At 42.1% G+C, this 18,827-nt stretch carries 18 protein-coding genes, 2 pseudogenes and 1 other annotated feature; of the genes and pseudogenes, 1 reads left to right on the top strand and 19 read right to left on the bottom strand.

The features are described from left to right. Positions 1 to 40: 40 nt before the first annotated feature. From arnF to BO26_RS24810, 18 genes and pseudogenes are all read right to left on the bottom strand, one after another. Entirely contained in the window at positions 41 to 433 is a 393-nt protein-coding gene (arnF, locus tag BO26_RS05905) for a 4-amino-4-deoxy-L-arabinose-phosphoundecaprenol flippase subunit ArnF (RefSeq protein WP_036769835.1), read from the bottom strand. Next, complete coding sequence (gene arnE / locus BO26_RS05900; protein WP_036769885.1) at positions 433 to 768, bottom strand: 4-amino-4-deoxy-L-arabinose-phosphoundecaprenol flippase subunit ArnE; 336 nt, start codon at positions 766 to 768, stop codon at positions 433 to 435. The genes arnF and arnE overlap by 1 nt, the downstream gene beginning before the upstream one ends. Further along, positions 768 to 2,429 carry a lipid IV(A) 4-amino-4-deoxy-L-arabinosyltransferase gene (arnT, locus tag BO26_RS05895; protein ID WP_036769834.1) on the bottom strand — a complete coding sequence of 554 codons (1,662 nt, stop codon included), beginning with the start codon at positions 2,427 to 2,429 and terminating at the stop codon, positions 768 to 770. The genes arnE and arnT overlap by 1 nt, the downstream gene beginning before the upstream one ends. A gap of 7 nt (positions 2,430 to 2,436) precedes the next feature. Further along, complete coding sequence (gene arnD / locus BO26_RS05890) at positions 2,437 to 3,330, bottom strand: 4-deoxy-4-formamido-L-arabinose-phosphoundecaprenol deformylase (protein ID WP_036769833.1); 894 nt, start codon at positions 3,328 to 3,330, stop codon at positions 2,437 to 2,439. After that, complete coding sequence (arnA, locus tag BO26_RS05885; RefSeq protein ID WP_036769832.1) at positions 3,330 to 5,312, bottom strand: bifunctional UDP-4-amino-4-deoxy-L-arabinose formyltransferase/UDP-glucuronic acid oxidase ArnA; 1,983 nt, start codon at positions 5,310 to 5,312, stop codon at positions 3,330 to 3,332. The genes arnD and arnA overlap by 1 nt, the downstream gene beginning before the upstream one ends. Then, a complete protein-coding gene (arnC, locus tag BO26_RS05880; RefSeq protein WP_051690887.1) occupies positions 5,312 to 6,325 on the bottom strand; it encodes an undecaprenyl-phosphate 4-deoxy-4-formamido-L-arabinose transferase in 1,014 nt (337 codons plus the stop codon). The genes arnA and arnC overlap by 1 nt, the downstream gene beginning before the upstream one ends. Further along, positions 6,279 to 7,436, bottom strand: a complete 1,158-nt coding sequence (gene arnB / locus BO26_RS05875) for a UDP-4-amino-4-deoxy-L-arabinose aminotransferase (RefSeq protein WP_036769828.1) — start codon at positions 7,434 to 7,436, stop codon at positions 6,279 to 6,281. Before arnB ends, arnC begins: the two co-directional genes overlap by 47 nt. Before the next feature lie 138 nt (positions 7,437 to 7,574). Beyond that, positions 7,575 to 8,351, bottom strand: a complete 777-nt coding sequence (gene btuD, locus BO26_RS05870; protein ID WP_036769826.1) for a vitamin B12 ABC transporter ATP-binding protein BtuD — start codon at positions 8,349 to 8,351, stop codon at positions 7,575 to 7,577. A gap of 19 nt (positions 8,352 to 8,370) precedes the next feature. Next, positions 8,371 to 9,378, bottom strand: coding sequence for a vitamin B12 ABC transporter permease BtuC (btuC, locus tag BO26_RS05865; RefSeq protein ID WP_036769824.1), 1,008 nt, complete (start codon positions 9,376 to 9,378; stop codon positions 8,371 to 8,373). Positions 9,379 to 9,447: 69 nt separating this feature from the next. After that, positions 9,448 to 9,744: an integration host factor subunit alpha gene (ihfA, locus tag BO26_RS05860; RefSeq protein ID WP_011146885.1), complete on the bottom strand. Its 297-nt coding sequence runs from the start codon at positions 9,742 to 9,744 to the stop codon at positions 9,448 to 9,450. A gap of 4 nt (positions 9,745 to 9,748) precedes the next feature. After that, positions 9,749 to 12,136, bottom strand: coding sequence for a phenylalanine--tRNA ligase subunit beta (gene pheT / locus BO26_RS05855; RefSeq protein WP_036769822.1), 2,388 nt, complete (start codon positions 12,134 to 12,136; stop codon positions 9,749 to 9,751). Between the two features lie 14 nt (positions 12,137 to 12,150). After that, positions 12,151 to 13,134, bottom strand: a complete 984-nt coding sequence (gene pheS, locus BO26_RS05850) for a phenylalanine--tRNA ligase subunit alpha (RefSeq protein ID WP_036769820.1) — start codon at positions 13,132 to 13,134, stop codon at positions 12,151 to 12,153. 94 nt (positions 13,135 to 13,228) lie between these two features. After that, positions 13,229 to 13,353: a sequence feature (Phe leader region), on the bottom strand. A gap of 104 nt (positions 13,354 to 13,457) precedes the next feature. Continuing rightward, positions 13,458 to 13,814 carry a 50S ribosomal protein L20 gene (gene rplT / locus BO26_RS05845; RefSeq protein WP_015834008.1) on the bottom strand — a complete coding sequence of 119 codons (357 nt, stop codon included), beginning with the start codon at positions 13,812 to 13,814 and terminating at the stop codon, positions 13,458 to 13,460. A gap of 42 nt (positions 13,815 to 13,856) precedes the next feature. Continuing rightward, positions 13,857 to 14,054, bottom strand: coding sequence for a 50S ribosomal protein L35 (rpmI, locus tag BO26_RS05840; protein WP_006118955.1), 198 nt, complete (start codon positions 14,052 to 14,054; stop codon positions 13,857 to 13,859). A 98-nt stretch (positions 14,055 to 14,152) separates the two neighbouring features. Then, entirely contained in the window at positions 14,153 to 14,692 is a 540-nt protein-coding gene (gene infC / locus BO26_RS05835) for a translation initiation factor IF-3 (RefSeq protein WP_072023221.1), read from the bottom strand. A 3-nt stretch (positions 14,693 to 14,695) separates the two neighbouring features. Further along, positions 14,696 to 16,624, bottom strand: a complete 1,929-nt coding sequence (gene thrS / locus BO26_RS05830; protein ID WP_036769817.1) for a threonine--tRNA ligase — start codon at positions 16,622 to 16,624, stop codon at positions 14,696 to 14,698. Positions 16,625 to 16,841: 217 nt separating this feature from the next. Continuing rightward, positions 16,842 to 17,285: a phage tail protein gene (locus BO26_RS05825; protein WP_236637348.1), complete on the bottom strand. Its 444-nt coding sequence runs from the start codon at positions 17,283 to 17,285 to the stop codon at positions 16,842 to 16,844. 189 nt (positions 17,286 to 17,474) lie between these two features. After that, a pseudogene (locus BO26_RS24810) lies at positions 17,475 to 17,639 on the bottom strand (IS110 family transposase); the annotation flags it as partial. Between BO26_RS24810 and BO26_RS05820 the strand changes: the two are divergent. Continuing rightward, positions 17,634 to 17,837: pseudogene (locus tag BO26_RS05820) on the top strand (transposase); the annotation flags it as partial. The pseudogenes BO26_RS24810 and BO26_RS05820 overlap by 6 nt on opposite strands. A 128-nt stretch (positions 17,838 to 17,965) precedes the next feature. Here BO26_RS05820 and BO26_RS05815 read toward each other — a convergent pair. Further along, a complete protein-coding gene (locus BO26_RS05815) occupies positions 17,966 to 18,631 on the bottom strand; it encodes a transglycosylase SLT domain-containing protein (RefSeq protein WP_036769815.1) in 666 nt (221 codons plus the stop codon). Positions 18,632 to 18,827 lie beyond the last annotated feature (196 nt).

Below are 18,827 nucleotides of genomic sequence, written 5' to 3'. Positions count from 1 at the left end.
AGAAAAACAAGACGTTATCCTAAACAGAATGACTAAATATTCATTTTACTGTTCGTTCTGGACGACTGATCAGCCAGACACCAAACAGAACAAAAATCACGCCAACTGTTTTCAATAAGGTAACCGCTTCATTAAACCAAGGCATTAAAGCAACCACCAAATATACAAATACATAACTCAGACTTATTAACGGATAGGCTTTATTTAATGGTAAATATTTCAGTGCAAATAACCAACACAGCATAGATAACAGATAGCTAGTCAAACCAGCCATTATCACCACAAGAGAATTACGATTACCCCACAACCATTCAATATCAAACCAATGCAAGCTAAGGTTTAGTGTGGGCAGGTTTACTACTCCCCATTTCAATAATAACTGTGCTATTGTCACCAACAATACACTAGCTAATCCCCAAATATAACCCTTCATTAATTCAAGCTCATCAGCAGAATTCCCAACATTATACAAACAACGCCAGCCCAATGTTTTCTACCGACTTTTTCCTGATAGAAAAATTTCCCTGCCAAAGTAACAAGAATAAAATTAATGCTCAGCATTGGATAGGCAATTCCCAACGGCAATATCTGTAATAAACGAAGCCAAAACAGCATTCCAATAGCTAACAGAATCACTGCCCCCATTAGCCATTTCAGCGCTGATACCCGCTTATAAACATCACTCTGCCAACATATCACAGCCTGTTTCTGACACAGCTGGCCAGCACATGTAAGCAAACTGACCAACAGCAATAGAGCAAAACTTATCACGGGCGTTTCTCATAGACCATAATAACAAAACGATAATTACGGCTAACTTGATCTGCTTTGGGTAAATCAGGTAATTCTTCATTCTTATACAAATGAAGGAGTACTGATACCCGCCCTTCTTTACGCGCTTTCTCCAACCATTGTGGAAAATCTTTATAACTGATACGCCGATATTGGCTATCTGGGTAATTCAGACCATATTCCAATTCTCCCCAACGTTCAAGCATATAAATATCGCTACGTTTCATTTCCCACGCTGCACTGGTTGCAAGACCAACACTCTCTGAGAGAATATACCGGCTGCCTTCAAGTTCCTGACGATGCAGGTTAATAAAATTCTGGGGTAATTTAGAATTAATCGTATTTTCAGGCAACGCATTACCGATCGCCAGGCTGACAACAATAGAACAATACGCAGCCAACAGCCAGTATTTCCCATTCAACATAAAACATAAGTAACCAATAATTCCCCAGATACCAAAGGCAACAATAGCCAAAACCCATTTAGGCCATTCTGATGGTTGATATAAAGAATGTTGCGTCACAGTTTCCATAGCAAACAAAGCCATCACTGCCAACAGACCAATAAATACGTTAACCATTCCATTGATCTTCAGTAATTTCATCTTGCCATTTTTTACACAATCGACACCAAACTTGGCCATCATCATTGCCAGCGGTGCCATGCAAGGTAAGATATAAGTTGGCAATTTTCCTTTTGCAATACTGAAAAACAATAACGGCACTGCAAACCAGCAAAGTAGAAAAAACATTTCAGGATTGGATTTTCTTTCTTTCCAACCTTTAATCACCGCTCCCGGTAATAACCCCAGCCACGGAATTACACCAAGGATCAGAATAGGAATGTAATACCAGAATGGCGCAATATGTTGCGCATCATTGGAAGAGAAACGCTTAATATGTTCAATCCAGAAAAAATAATGCCAGTAGTCAGGCTCACGTTGAGCAACCGCAATAACCCACGGCAGACTGATGGCTACTGCCGAAATAATGGCAAGCGGGCCAAAATACACTGTTTGCAGGAACCGCTTCTGGTAAATGACAATTGGCAACATAGCAATCACCGGAACAGCCAGTGCCAAAAATCCTTTAGTCATAAAACCCATACCGCAGCACAAACCGAGCACCAAATAAGCTATGACTCGCTGTCTGGTACAGTCTGCTTTTAGCGCCCAGAAACTACACACCATAGCAGCTGTCATCCACAATGAAAACATTGGATCAAGTACGCTATAAGTGCCAATCGCCAATACCAGAAACATTGAGATGTAAATCAGACTGGTGACAAAAGCAATATGCCGACTTTGCCACATCATCATAGCAAGCCGATATAATAAAATCGCACTGATAAAAATACAGAAAACTGAACCAAAACGAACAGCAAAGTTATTATTGCCAAAAATCCATTGGCTGATGTTGTTAATCCAATAACCTGCTACAGGCTTTTCAAAATAACGAATGTCCAGCAAATACGGAACAATCCAATCCCCTCGTTGGAGCATTTCCCGGCTGATTTCTGCATAACGAGTTTCATCAGGCTGCCATAACAAACGGCCATTAAGGGGTAATAAATAGGTAAGGACAAAAAAAAGAGCCATCAAAAAGGCCCCCACTTTACACGCCCGGTTATTTAACATAGATAAGTTAAACCTCTTGTTGACATCCTAACCACCCTTCTCTGCCGGGAAATTCGGAACGAACAATTCTCCCTACAGGAAGTCGCTGTATATTTTCAGGTAGCAGATGACTCAATGCACAAAATTGTATGTTTTCCCGGTGAGCCATTTCCAACAGAGTTGCAAATCCTGTCGCTTTGGACATCCCTTCCACTTCTGTATGGATGGTATATACCGGAACACCTTGGTCGTTTTTCATCTCATTAAGAATAAACTGATTAAAATCCTTGTCCTTAATCTGAGTTCCTACAACTTCATCATAAGTTGGTAGTGTCACCGGGATTTGCACCGTACCGATAGTGCCATCCGGCAAAACTGGCCTAAATGGGTGCGTACCACGGCAATCACTGTTGTAATCGAAACCAAACTGCTGCTTTACCGCCAGTACTCGCTCATCCGCCCGCCAACCAGCTACAGCCGAGCAAGTTACCCGTTGACCCGTTGCCTGAACCAAAGCATCCACTCCCAATTTAACCTGTTCTGTTAATTGAGCTTCAGACCAACGGCCAACTTTCGCCTGCCAACCCTGATGATCCCATGCATGCAAACCAACTTCGTGACCGGCATCCAGAGTCTGCTTCATCAAATAGCCTAAATCCTTGGCTATTTTTTTACCTGGCCATGCAGTACCCGCCAGTAAAATATCAAGACCATACAGAGATGCCGCATTTGATCTCAGCATCTTCCATAAGAATTTCGGTCGCAAAAGGCGCCATAAATGGCGCCCCATATTATCCGGGCCAACACTGAAGAAAAAACTGGCCTGAGTCTGATGCTTTGCCAAGATCTTAAGCAACTGCGGCACACCTTCAACAGTTCCCCGATAAGTATCCACATCAACTCTCAAGCCAACTTGTTTCATTATTTTTTCCCTAATTCTTCCACTGCACCACGCAAGAAGAAATCCAGTGTCTCATCTATCGTCTGTTTCATATCAATAGTGGGTTTCCAGCCCAACAACCGCTCCGCATTTTTAATGCTTGGCTTACGGTGTTCAACATCCTGATAGCCTTTGCCATAATAGCTTCCGCTTTCAATCTTTTTGAATCCAGCAAACGGAGGAAAATAACCTCTCAATTCATGATTCTCGAAGCTATCAAGCAACATTTCTGCTAGCTGACGAATACTGGCTTCATTAGTTGGATTACCAATATTAATAATCTGACCGTCACATAATCCATCACGGTTTTCAATAATACGGAATAACGCTTCAATACCATCATTAATATCAGTAAAACAACGTTTCTGTTCCCCACCATCCACTAGTTTGATCGATGAACCCTCAACTAAGTTCAATATCAGTTGTGTGATTGCTCTAGAACTACCAATACGTGCAGAGTTCAGGTTATCCAAGCGTGGTCCCATCCAATTAAATGGGCGGAACAAGGTGAATTTTAGCCCCTCTTTTTCGCCATATGCCCAAATAACGCGGTCCAGCAACTGCTTAGAAACAGAGTAGATCCAACGTTGTTTGTTAATTGGACCAACAATTAGACGAGAATCATCTTCGTCAAACTCTTTATCATCACACATTCCGTAAACTTCTGATGTGGATGGGAAAATAATCCGTTTATTGTATTTAACGCAATAACGTACAATTTTAAGATTCTCTTCAAAATCCAGTTCAAATACACGCAGTGGGTTACGGGTATATTCAATTGGAGTTGCAATAGCAACCAATGGCAGAATCACATCGCATTTCTTGATGTGATACTCGATCCATTCAGTATGGATGTTGACATCACCTTCAATGAAGTGAAAATGCGGGTTACCGATAAAACGCTCAATCGCGGAAGAGCCAATATCCATACCGTAGATGTCATAGTTGCCATCACGCAACAGACGTTCTGTCAGATGATTACCAATAAAACCATTCACGCCAAGGATTAACACTCGCTTACGGTGGCTAATCTGAGATGTTGCCTTTGGACCAACACGTACATCAGTCACAATGCTCATCTCTGCTGCCAGGCGAATCCCTCGAACATATAAACTAGATTCACTTTGTCCACTGATAATTTCTAATGCCCCTTTTCCACAAGCAATAACCAGTGGATCTACCGATAATACCGTACCCGGCTGTTTGTTATGGACTTCATTCAACGGAGAAGCTCGCCAGATAGTAATCTTGCGCTCACCCAAGAAAGTAAATGCCCCTGGGTATGGCTCAGCCACTGCCCTGACAAGGTTGTTGATTTCCGTTGCTGATTTGCTCCAGTCAATCTCTCCATCAGCAGCGGTACGGCGACCAAAGTAAGTTGCCTGACTTTGATCCTGAGATGTTGAAGTATAGGTTCCTGCTTTGATCTGAGGTAATACTTGATCAAGCAATTCTTCCGCCGCTTCACGGATTTTTCCATGTAAAATCAGTGAAGTATCCGTTTCTGCAATAGCGACTTTATGTTGAGCAATAATATCCCCGGCATCCGGTTTCGACACCATCTTATGCAGGGTTACACCTGTTTCTGTTTCACCATGCAAAATTGCCCAGTTGATGGGCGCACGACCACGGTATTTTGGCAATAGTGATCCATGCAAGTTAAATGCTCCTGAACTCGCCAGTGATAAAATGTCTTCACTCAACATGTTCCGGTAATAAAAAGAGAAAATGACATCCGGTTTAAGTTCACGAATACGTTCAATCCATAGTGGGTGATTAACATTCTCTGGCGCAAAAACCGGAAGCTCTAAATCTGCACTCAAACGGGCAACAGAAGAGAAAAAATGGTTTTCAGCAGGATCATCTGTATGGGTAAATACCGCCTGAATATCAAACCCAGCTTTAATTAAGGCATTGATCCCGACACAGCCGATATCATGATAGGCAAATACAATTGCTTTCATTAGTACTCTTCCTGATTGTCGTTGGTCTTTTTATTTCCGACCACTTTTTGAATAAAATAACGTGGGCGCGCACGAACATCGTTATAGATACGGCCTATGTATTCACCTAATAAGCCCATCGCGACGAACTGTGCACCAATAAACATGAAAAGGATGGCAAAAAGGGTAAATACACCGTCTGCTGCCCATATAGCGCCAAAGATTAGACGTAAAACCACCAGCAATACCGCCAGCAAAAAACCAGAAACTGCAATCACGCTGCCTATTACGCTCAGTAAACGCAAAGGTGCCGTTGTCAAACAAGTAAGCAGGTCATACATCAGATTAATCAGCTTCATGAAGTTGTATTTGGAATCACCAAATTCACGTTCCGCATGAGCAACATCTATCTCGATCGTTTTACGAGCGAAAGTGTTCGCCAGAATAGGAATAAAGGTACTGCGCTCATGGCACTGCAACATAGCTTCAATAATGTGACGACGATAGGCACGAAGCATACAGCCATAATCTCCCATAGAGCGGCCTGTTGCCTTAGTGATCATCGCATTGATGATTTTTGACGCTGTTTTACGGAACAGAGAATCCTGCCGATTAGCCCGGCGGGTACCAACAACGTCATAACCCTGTTCAGCCGTTTCAACAAGACGAGGGATCTCTTCCGGCGGATTCTGTAAATCTGCATCAAGAGTAATCACCAAGTCACCATTGACCTGATTAAAACCCGCCATAATCGCTGAATGTTGACCATAATTACGGTTCAGCAGAATGGCAATAATATGATTTTTAGGTTGTTCCGCTGCTTGAACCAAAATTTCAGCAGACTTATCACTGCTGCCATCATCAACAAGAATAATCTCATAGTCCTGAGTCAGTTGCTTACAGGCTGCTAAGGTTCTTTCCAATAAAAGAGGTAAACTTTCCTCTTCGTTATAAACTGGAATAACAACAGAAACTTTTTTAATTTGTTCAAAAGACACGAAATCTGCGCTCCGAAAGAATTTCTTGTAAAGCATCAATTACACGATCCACATCGTGATCACTCATATCAGGAAAGAGTGGTAATGAACAAAGCGTTGCTGAGTTCCACTCTGATTCAGGCAACAACAATCGCGGAAAGCGTTCCCTATAATATTTTTGTGTGTGTGCGGCTCTGAAATGCAAACCTGTGCCAATATCTTTTTCTTTCAGACATTCCATTAATGTGTCACGGTCAATGCCACATACATCCTTATCCACCCGTACCATAAACAGATGATGTGCATGCAAATGCTCATAATCAGGCACATTCAACATCTGCAAGGGAGAATTTTTTAATGCTGCTGAATAACGAGCAACAATTTGTCGGCGACGAGCATTCATTGATTCCAACTTACTTAATTGCACCACAGCAATGGCAGCATGAATATCTGACAAATTATATTTGTAACCTGGCTCTACAACTTCCGCTTGTGGTTTCCTACCCTGAATCTGACGATCAAAAGCATCAACACCTAATCCATGAAACTTAAGACACCGAATTCGTTCAGCAAGTTCATTATTGTCAGTCGCAACCAATCCGCCTTCTGCACAAGTAATATTCTTTATGGCATGGAAAGAAAAAATAGCTGTACCCTGTTCACCAACCCATTGATTCTTATAACGGGTTCCTACTGCATGAGCAGCATCTTCAACCAATGGAATACCCGCATTCTGAGCAATTGCACGCAATGCATCTAAATCGCAGGGAGCACCAGCATAATGAACGGGAATAATGGCTTTGGTTCTGGGAGTAATCGCCCTTTCCACTGTTGCTGCGTCAACCATTAAAGTATTGCGATCAACATCAATCATGACCGGCTCTGCACCAAGCAAGCAGATCATATTGACTGTAGAAACCCAAGTCAGAGATGGAGTAATCACTTCATCACCAGGGCCAATACCCAATGCCATTAATGTCAGATGCATACCCGCGGTTGCAGAGGTCAACGCAATCGCATGCTTACAGCCAAACATTCGGCAGAAATCCTGTTCTAACTGATGATTTTGAGGGCCTGTTGTAATCCAGCCCGAACGAAGAACTTGTTCTACTGCCTGAATTTCTTCATCACCTAAAGCAGGACGGGAAAATGGAAGGAAACTTCCCATAAAATGCAATCCGATTCGTTCATTAATATAATGATATATTAGATGACTATATTTTAACGAATCATCAACGCAGGCATAGATTTAACAAATTAAGTGGGAAATAAAGCTATCAAAACAATAAATTCACTGTGGCATACATCAAACTGAATTATATTTAGGCAAAAAAGCACGCCAATATTTGTATGTTTTTTCAGACACGCATTTGATATCAGCAGCAAAAACTTTAGATAGCGTATTTTCTTTCATTACCTCATCTGGTTTTCCATCCGCGACCAACTGCCCATCAGCAAGCAACCAGATCCGATCAGCTCTATCATAGCTATGGTTAAGATCATGACCACTCATAACTACGGAACCACCTAGTTCACAGAATTTTTTTACTAACAGATCAAGCGCTGCTACCTGAGCGATATCGAGGTTATTCGTTGGCTCATCCAAAAGTAATAGTTTTCCTTCCAGATTGAATGATGACCAAACTTGCAAAAAAACACCCGTTAATCGAACTCTTTGCCATTCACCACCGGATAATCTCCCTACCGGTGTCTCCAGAAGCGTTCTTAACTTAAAAAAGGAACATAACTCTGACAGTACATCATCATAATTAACCGGAGGAGATGTTAAATACAGCTGCAAATATTGAAAAACCGGCATTATTGGTACAGAAATAACTTGCTGACTCAACCATGCCCTATGACGTGCTAATTCGCAGGGGCTATATTCACTGAGACACTTTTGTTGCAAACAGATTTTGCCACTATACGGCAGAATACCTGCCATACAAGCTAATAACGTACTCTTTCCTGAACCATTCGGCCCAATAAGATGTATTTGTTCACCTTGTTGTACTGACGCTGTCAGCGATATTAAACGGTTTTGGACTGATACTTGCCTGATAGTCATCAATTGACGGGTCATTTGCGCTCTACTCACTTTCTTAACTCCAATCTCTGACTTTTAATAATAACCAAATGAATATTGGTGCTCCTAATGTTGCTGTTACAACACCAATTGGTACCTCTGCGTTAATCAGACTAAGGCGGGAAAGCAAATCAGCCAACAATAACCCATAACCTCCAGTCAGAACACATGCAGGCAACAGTGTCTTGTAATCTGTCAAACCACATAAGCGCAAAATATGTGGAATAACTAAGCCGATAAAGCTGATTGTTCCAGCAAGTGCAACACTTAACCCCACCAACAATCCAACAGCGAGGACAAATAAATTACGCCAATAATAAAGTGAGATACCTAACTGGTGAGCCTGTGTTTCTCCCAACGAAAGAAAATTAAGCACTTTTCCTTGACTACTCAGCCAAATAGTCAAAGGAAATAAAGCGACTACCAACCATTGCTGTCGCCAATCTACTCCACTGAAACTGCCCATCATCCAATACATTAGCTGACGCAAATCTAAACTGGTACTAAAATAGACCATCCATGTCATTAGTGCACCAGAGACAACGCCAAAAGCAACACCTACCAACAACAATCGGGTATTATTCAAATGACGCTTTCTTGAAAAGAACAACAATATCATTGTGACAATAAGCGCTCCCAACACAGCGCCAGTGCTCAGCAACCAAAATGGGGCAATACCGTGAAATATCAACACCAAAAACACAACAACAACACCGGCACCATTGCTAATCCCCAGTAACCCAGGTTCAGCTAAAGGGTTTTCAAACAATGCCTGCATTATCGCGCCCGCGACAGTCAAACTTGCACCCACAGCGACTACAGCCAATACACGAGGAAAACGCAATTGCCACACAAACAACCGACCTGTTTCAGAAAACCACTCATCAGGCCATATCCAATTTTCTCCGGCACAAAGTGAAAGAAAAAAAACAAACAAAAATAAACAAGTAAGAATCGCCAGAAAACGATAATCACGTCTCCTCTGACGAATCACTAATTCAGCAATGGAATGGGTGTGTTGCATTGGACATCAGCTCATGAGAGAAGATATTTTAAGAAAAAGGCCGCTATTAACGCGGCCTTTTTAATTTGATTATTCCTTAGGTGTGGCTTTCTCAACCCTGCTTTTTAACTTCTGACCAGGACGGAATGTCACTACTCGGCGAGCTGTAATCGGAATATCTTCACCAGTCTTAGGATTGCGTCCCGGACGTTGGTTTTTATCCCGTAAATCAAAGTTGCCAAATCCAGACAATTTTACCTGCTCACCATTCTCCAAAGAACGACGCACTTCTTCAAAGAATAATTCAACTAGATCTTTAGCATCACGTTTGCTAATCCCCAGTTTCTCAAACAGATTTTCTGACATTTCAGCTTTAGTAAGCGCCATAGGTTCAGTCCCTCAAGGATGCTTGAAATCGCTGTTTCAGTACTGCAACACATTGATTAACGGTCGCAGCAATCTCTTCTTCTTCCAGTGTACGCGCAGTATCCTGCAAGATAAAACTTATAGCGAGGCTCTTATGACCCTCTGCTACACCTTTACCACAATACACGTCAAACAAGTTTATGCCAACTATATGATTTACGCCAACTTTCTTACATTCAACCAAAACATCTTCTGCTGCAACATTTTCAGGCACAACGATTGCGATATCACGACGGTTTGACGGGAAACGTGAAATTTCTTTCGCGTCAGGAATCACGCAGTCTGCCAGCTTATTCCAAAGCACTTCGAACACCACAGTTCGGCCATTTAAATCAAGTTTGCGTTCTAGCTCTGGGTGAACAACACCTATGTATCCGATATATTCATTTTCCAGATAAATTCCGGCGCTTTGACCTGGGTGCAATGCTGGATTTACATCTGTTCTAAAAGAGATCTTAGATAATTTTCCGGTCAATTCCAGTACAGCTTCCAAATCGCCTTTCATATCGAAGAAATCAACTGACTGCTTTTCCTGTGACCAATGCTCTTCAAAACGATTCCCGGTGATGGCCCCCCCTAACACCAGCTCCTGGCGAATACCCTGTTCCGCATTTTCATCAGGAACAAAACGCAAACCAGTTTCAAACAAGCGCACACGGTTTTGCTGCCGGTTCTGATTATATACCACCGTTGTTAGCAAACCAGTCAACAAAGACAAACGCATTGCTGACATATCCGCTGAAATTGGGTTAGGTAGCATCAACACGTGTTGCTGTGGATGTAACAGTGCCTGAATTTTAGGATCAACAAAGCTGTAAGTAATCGCTTCCTGATAACCTCTATCGACGAGCATTGTTTTAACACGTTTCAGGGAAAGATCTGCTTCACGGTGTTTTTTCATGACAAGATCTGCACGCATCGGTACATCTGGAATATTGTTGTAACCGTAGATACGGGCAACTTCTTCAACCAAATCTTCTTCAATTTCCAGATCAAAGCGCCAGCTTGGTACAACCGCCTGCCAACAATTTTCTTGCGTAGTGACTTTACAACCTAAACGGGTCAGGATGTCACCAACTTGTTCATCAGACACATAATGACCAATTAAACGATCCAGCTTTTCACGACGTAGAATGATTGTCGCTGGTTTTGGCAATTGAGATTCATCAGTAGCATCAATGATTGGACCGGCTTCACCACCACAAATATCGACCAGTAATTGAGTCGCCCTCTCCATAGCTTTGTGCTGTAACTGAGGATCAACACCACGCTCATAACGATGAGAAGCGTCAGTATGTAAGCCATAACGACGAGCGCGACCAGCAATCGCCAAAGGTGAAAAAAATGCGCATTCAAGTAAAATATTTTGGGTTTCTTCATTCACACCGGAATGTTCACCGCCAAAAATACCTGCCATTGCAACAGCTTGTTTTTCATCAGAAATAACTAGAGTATCAGCAGAAAGGTTGGCTTCTGTACCATCCAGTAGCACCAATTTTTCATCCTGTTTCGCCATGCGTACAGTGATTGAGCCATTTAGACGTTCCAAATCAAATGCATGTAATGGCTGACCCAATTCAAGTAACACATAGTTAGTCACATCGACTATCGGATCGATGGAACGGATACCACCACGGCGCAATTTTTCACGCATCCACAGTGGCGTTGCCGCTTTCACATTAATTTTCTTAATTACCCTACCCAAGTAACGTGGACATGCTTCTGTCACTTCAACACGAATAGGGAAGGTAGCATCTGTTGTCGGTTTTACTGCTTCAATTTGCTGTTCAGATAATGAAATTTTATTAGCTACTGCTACATCACGTGCAACGCCAATGATACTTAGGCAGTCAGCACGGTTAGGTGTAATACTAATTTCAATTATGCTGTCATCTAACTTCAGATATTCACGCAGATCAACACCTAAAGGTGCATCAGTTGGTAATTCAATAATACCGTCATGGTCTTCTGAAATACCTAGTTCAGAGTAAGAACACAGCATCCCTTCAGAAGGCTCACCGCGCAGTTTAGCCGCTTTGATTTTGAAATCACCCGGTAACACAGCTCCCACAGTTGCTACAGCAACTCTCAATCCCTGACGACAATTCGGAGCACCGCAAACGATATCCAGCAGGCGTTCACCACCCACATTCACTTTTGTTACCCGCAATTTATCCGCATTCGGATGCTGGGCACATTCGACAACTTCACCAATAACTACACCATGGAATTGACCAGCTACTGCCTCCATGCCATCAACTTCCAGACCAAGCATGGTCATTTGGTCAGATAATTCTTCACTGCTAATGGCTGGATTTACCCACTCGCGTAACCAGAGTTCACTGAATTTCATGAGATACTCCCGCCTTATTTAAACTGTTTGAGAAAACGCAAATCATTTTCGAAGAACGCACGCAGATCAGTTACACCGTAACGTAACATTGTTAGACGTTCTACCCCCATGCCGAAAGCGAAACCAGAATAGATTTCAGGATCAAGACCAACGTTATTCAGTACATTAGGATGAACCATACCGCAACCCAACACTTCCAGCCATTTGCCATTTTTACCCATTACGTCGACTTCCGCCGAAGGTTCTGTAAATGGAAAGTAAGATGGGCGGAAACGGATCTGCAAATCCTCTTCAAAGAAATTGGTTAAGAAATCGTGCAATGTTCCTTTCAGATTGGTAAAACTGATACCTCTGTCAATCACCAAACCTTCCACCTGATGGAACATGGGAGTGTGCGTCTGGTCGTAGTCATTGCGATATACACGGCCTGGTGCAATAACGCGAATCGGTGGCTGTTGGTTATGCATAGTCCGAACTTGCACACCTGAAGTCTGAGTACGCAATAGACGTTTAGCATCAAACCAAAACGTATCATGATCAGCTCGGGCAGGATGATGCGCAGGAATATTCAATGCATCAAAGTTATAATAATCATCTTCAATTTCAGGACCTGATTCTACAGAAAAACCTAATTCACCAAAGAAAGTTTCAATACGCTCTATTGTACGGTTAACCGGATGTAACCCACCATTTTCCATCCTACGACCAGGCAATGATACATCAATCTTTTCTGCTGCCAGACGGGCGTTCAAGACATCAGCTTCCAGTTTTTCTTTACGAACATTCAGAACTTCTTGAACTTCCTGCTTAGCCTGATTAATAACAGCCCCTGCGGCTGGACGTTCTTTGGCCGGCAGATCACGCAGCGATGACATTTGGAGGGTTAAATGGCCTTTTTTGCCTAAATATTCAACACGCACCAAATCCAACGCAGCAACATCTTGGGCATCTTCTACGGCTGCTTTTGCTTTTGCAACCAGCTCAGCGAGATGTGGCATCGTTTTCCTCTTCCTTTGGCCTAACGGCCTGCTAATAATTATCGTTAATAACTTAATGACTCTATATACCTGCTTCTGTTTTTATTGTAGCAAAAACAAAAAAGCCTCCACGATGGAGGCTCAGGCGCAACTTTTCGTTTCTTTTCTTACGCGCAAAGCCCCCTGAATTCAGGCGCTAAAGTAAAAAAAGAAGCGAAAAAAAGCGAATAACATAATATTAGTTCTCTCAATAATGGTATTTTTTTCTGGCGGCGACACATTAGTAAGCCATATTTTTAAACAAAAGTAAAAGAGGGAGCGATGCTCCCTCTTACTACTCTAGCTTATACCAGAGCACCTTTCGCTTTTTCAACCAAAGCAGCAAATGCTACTTTGTCAAACACAGCGATGTCAGCCAAGATTTTACGGTCAATTTCAATAGATGCCTTTTTCAAGCCATTGATGAAACGGCTATAAGACAGGCCATTTTGACGCGCTGCAGCGTTGATACGTGCAATCCACAGTTGGCGGAACTGACGTTTACGCTGACGACGGTCACGGTAAGCGTACTGTCCTGCTTTGATTACTGCCTGGAAGGCAACACGGTAAACGCGCGAACGAGCACCGTAGTAACCTTTCGCTTGCTTTAAAATTTTCTTGTGACGTGCACGGGCGACAACACCACGTTTTACGCGAGCCATATACTTCTCCTATCGTCTCTGAGTTCTAATCTAAAAAATTGCTTATGCGTATGGCAGACAAGCAACAACCAGGCCCAGATCACCTTTGGAGACCATGCCCTTTGGACGTAAATGACGTTTACGCTTAGTTGATTTCTTAGTCAGAATGTGACGAAGGTTAGCGTGCTTACGCTTAAAACCACCACTTGCAGTTTTTTTAAAGCGTTTAGCTGCGCCGCGTACTGTTTTAATCTTTGGCATTTTAATTTCCACTTCGCATTGTTAATTACAACGAATTAGTAAGGCGAACAAACCCCAACCAGACAAAACCAGCTGGAGTTTGTTACTTGATTGCCTAACTATTTCTTCTTAGGAGCGAGCACCATGATCATCTGACGACCTTCAATCTTCGAAGGGAATGATTCAACCATCGCCAGTTCATCCAGATCATCGCGAATACGGTTGAGCATTTCGACACCGATCTGTTGATGCGCCATTTCACGTCCGCGGAAACGCAGAGTGATTTTGGCTTTATCGCCATCTTCCAGAAAACGAACCAGGTTGCGTAGTTTGACCTGATAGTCGCCTTCATCTGTACCAGGACGGAATTTAATTTCCTTAACCTGAATAACCTTTTGTTTCTTCTTCTGTTCTTTAATCGACTTACTCTTCTCATAGAGGAACTTGCCGTAATCCATGATACGGCAAACCGGCGGCTCGGCATTTGGGCTGATTTCAACCAAATCAACACCCACTTCCTCAGCTTTTTCAAGAGCTTCTCTCAGACTGACAATACCAATCTGTTCGCCATCTAAACCTGTTAAACGAACTTCAGAAGCGCGAATCTCTCCATTAATGCGATTAGGACGCGCCGTTTGAATTCTTTTTCCGCCTTTAATACCTTATTCCTCCAATTGATGAAGCTTACGACTGCGTATTTCTATAAGCAGTTTTTCGATGAACTCGTTAACGTCAATGCTACCCAAATCTTTCCCGCGGCGGGTACGCACAGAGATTTTCCCTGATTCGACCTCTTTTTCACCGCAGACAAGCATATAAGGAACGCGACGCAGAGTGTGTTCACGGATTTTAAAGCCAATCTTCTCGTTTCTCAAGTCTACTTTTGCACGAATACCAGATTCTTGGAATTTTTTTGCCAATTCCTGTACATAATCAGCCTGACCGTCAGTGATATTCATCACAACTACCTGCTGTGGAGCAATCCATGTCGGGAAGAAGCCCGCATATTCCTCAGTCAGGATACCGATAAACCGTTCCAGTGAACCCAAAACCGCACGGTGAATCATTACAGGAACTTTACGCTCATTGTTTTCACCTACGTAAGACGCACCCAAGCGACCTGGTAGTGAAAAATCAAGCTGCACAGTACCACATTGCCATGCACGATCCAAACAATCATGCAAAGTAAATTCAATTTTAGGACCGTAAAAAGCACCTTCTCCTGGCTGATATTCAAACTGAACACCATTTTCTTGCAGTGCTGCTGCCAGAGATTCTTCCGCCTGATTCCACTGCTCTTCAGTACCAATGCGTTTTTCCGGACGAGTTGACAGTTTCACGGCGATTTTTTCAAAACCAAAAGTACTGTAAACGTCGTACACCATCTTAATGCAGTTGCTAACTTCTCGGTGAATTTGCTCTTCTGTACAGAAGATATGCGCATCATCCTGAGTAAAACCACGAACACGCATTAAACCATGTAATGCACCTGACGGTTCATTGCGGTGGCAACTACCGAATTCAGCCATGCGTAAAGGTAAATCACGATAGGATTTTAAACCTTGGTTAAAAATCTGAATATGCCCTGGACAATTCATCGGCTTAACGCAATATTCACGGTTCTCTGAAGAAGTGGTGAACATATGCTCATTGTAGTTTTCCCAATGGCCTGTCCTTTCCCACATCACACGATCCATCATAAATGGACCTTTAACTTCCTGATACTGATATTCTTTCAGTTTGGTGCGCACGAAAGTTTCTAGTTCACGAAAAATTGTCCAGCCATCGTTATGCCAGAATGCCATACCAGGAGCTTCCTCCTGCATGTGGTACAGATCTAACTGTTTACCAATTTTACGATGGTCACGTTTAGCAGCCTCTTCCAAACGTTGTAGGTAAGTATTGAGCTGTTTCTTATCAGCCCATGCAGTGCCGTATATACGTTGCAACATTTTATTGTTGCTATTCCCGCGCCAATATGCCCCAGCAACTTTCTGCAATTTAAAATGATGGCAAAAACGCATATTTGGCACATGTGGGCCACGGCACATGTCAACATATTCTTCATGATTGTACAAACCAGGATGATCATCACGGTCAATGTTTTCATCCAAAATCTGTACCTTGTAATCTTCACCACGAGCAACAAACGTATCACGAGCCTCTTGCCAACTTACTTTTTTCTTGATGACGTCATAGTCTTTTTTGGCAAGTTCCAACATGCGTTTTTCAAGCAGTTCGATATCTTCCTGCGTCAAAGCTCGGCCAAGATCAACATCATAGTAGAAACCATTATCAATAACTGGGCCGATAGCCATTTTAGTATCTGGCCATAATTGTTTAATCGCATGGCCCAGTAAATGTGCACATGAATGGCGGATAATTCCCAACCCTGTTTCATCTTTACTGGTGATGATGGCAAGGTTTGCATCTGAATCGATTAATTCACAAGTATCCACCAGCTCACCATTTACACGGCCAGCAATACATGCTTTCGCTAAACCAGGACCAATATCACAAGCAACATCCATTACAGAAACAGCACGGTCAAACTGGCGTTGGCTACCGTCAGGAAGTGTAATAACAGGCATTTACAATCCTTATCTACAGTGGTGACCCACACGACAGGTCACTTGAAGGAGAAAATAATTTATAATTTACAAGTAGTTATATCATTATTCTTACTATACTACGCAAGATATGTACACAATTAAAAATGTACTATGCACTTCAATATAACGAGCAACATGATATCACACGATTAAACCGCGAAACACTATGATTGAAAAGGGCCAAGCGGCCCTATCATTATGCTGCCCTTACAATGTAGTTAAACGCTATGTTACGTGGTCTTGATACCCCGATATAAGCAGCATTGGCAGCCCAAGTCGTTGCCGAGCCTCCAGACGCTCTAGCTCTTAATTGAATATCTTTATCTTGGGGAGTATCCCACTGTAATTTCGTATGCTCGTTGAGTGAGAAGTTAACAACATGATCAGCAGTTTGTTGAGCTTCCTGTATTAAATAAGACCCCTCTTGCCATGCTAGCAGTGAGCGCGATGGATCAACTCCGCGCCCATCGTCCCATCCCCGGATAAATTCACCGTGCAAATCGGGCAATCTACCACTAGGATAAGCCTTGGCTAATTCCGGAAATTTCGATTTATCAAAGACCGCACCATTACACCGCAACCACCCGCCTGGTGGTATGGCCGTCGGCCAAGGAATCGGAGTACCTACGGGTATTATCACAATTCAGTGTATTTTAATAAAATAATAATAAAACACTCTTATAACTCAAAAGATTGATTTTTTTATATAATTTTAGGAACAAACAATCTAATATTTCTTAACCAAAGACACACTAAATCTATTTATATTTAGCGTCTGAAATCATTCCGCCATTTCATTGCTTACTGAAATATTTTCATAAATAACTTATATGGACACCGACTCATTATTGAGCCCGCTGCAGGCTATCACGCCTTTTAACCCGCGTTGTAATCCATTACATTGTTCGTCAGGGATTTTTTGCACCCGATAAACAACTGAACCAGCACCATGAATCAGTATTCCTCGCAAATAGCCATCCCCGCGTTTCGTAATTCTCGATTATTTATCAATGTATTGGAAGAACTTGATCGCCAATATTGTCACGCTGAAACCCTCACGTTAATTTTGGATAATTATAGTATTCACAAAAGCCGGATAGTCAGTGATTGGCTGAATCGTCATTCTAAATTTAACCTATTGTTTTTACCTGTTTATTCCCCCGGGCTGAATAAAATTGGGCGCCTGTGGCAATTCCCAACAACCCAAAAGTCCTATAAGAAGCGATAAGCAAACAATTGGGCGGTTTCTAATGCTAATGACAATATAATATACAATGTAGAAAAACCCATTAGAAATGAATCACCATTTTCCTTAGCTCGTTACTCTATCATTGTCAATGAACGATAAGCATTTTTTACTTTCCACAAATAACGTGGAGCCTGGGCTGCCGGATGATTATCCTGAACATGCTGATAAAACTCATCCGGTGTCATACGATTTATTTTATTAACAGCTAATTGACGATCTGTACTAAAAGTGCGTAAAAGGGCACCTGCACCATTTACATAAGCAACAATAGTCGCATAGTAGAGAGTCTCAGGGTTATTAATTCCGGCCAGATGCTGCTCTTTCAGAATGCTGATGTAAGCAGTACCAAGATCAATATTAGTTTTAGGATCTTTCAACTCACGAGTTGTCGGTTGACCAAAACGTCCCTTCTGCCGATATACATCTCGCCCTGCTGTTGATGCTTTAATCTGCATAAGGCCAATTGCATTCGATTTACTAACTGCACCAGGGCGAAAACCTGATTCAACTTGAATAATCGCTCTAATAAGTGCTTCATCAACACCATATCGATTAGATGCCTGCCGAATAAATGTATCAAATGGTGTCGGAGGGAAATTAGAAGAAAACTTAGCTACAGCACCACTAAGCATACGTTGCTGGCCTAGTTGCTTACCGAGACTTGTTTGCCGGGGATTCCTTTCGGCACAACCTACCAATAGTACGATCAGTACTGCAACGCTGAATCTTAATTTCACTTTAATAATCCTCTAGATAAGATTTATTCAAACGGAGCATATACAATTTCACTTACAACCCAAAAATATTTTTACTTAACTTTTAACTGTATTCGTGTTCATATCATGTAATGACTATCGCAATAATCTCTGGTTTCAAATTTTATAATCTTGACTTTACTTAAATGATATTGATAATCGTTATCATATATATACT

It is taken from the genome of Photorhabdus australis DSM 17609 (genome assembly GCF_000711895.1).
Classification (GTDB): Bacteria; Pseudomonadota; Gammaproteobacteria; order Enterobacterales; family Enterobacteriaceae; genus Photorhabdus; species Photorhabdus australis.
The sequence above is the reverse complement of the archived record's forward strand: the minus strand, read 5'-3'. Positions and strand labels throughout refer to the sequence as shown.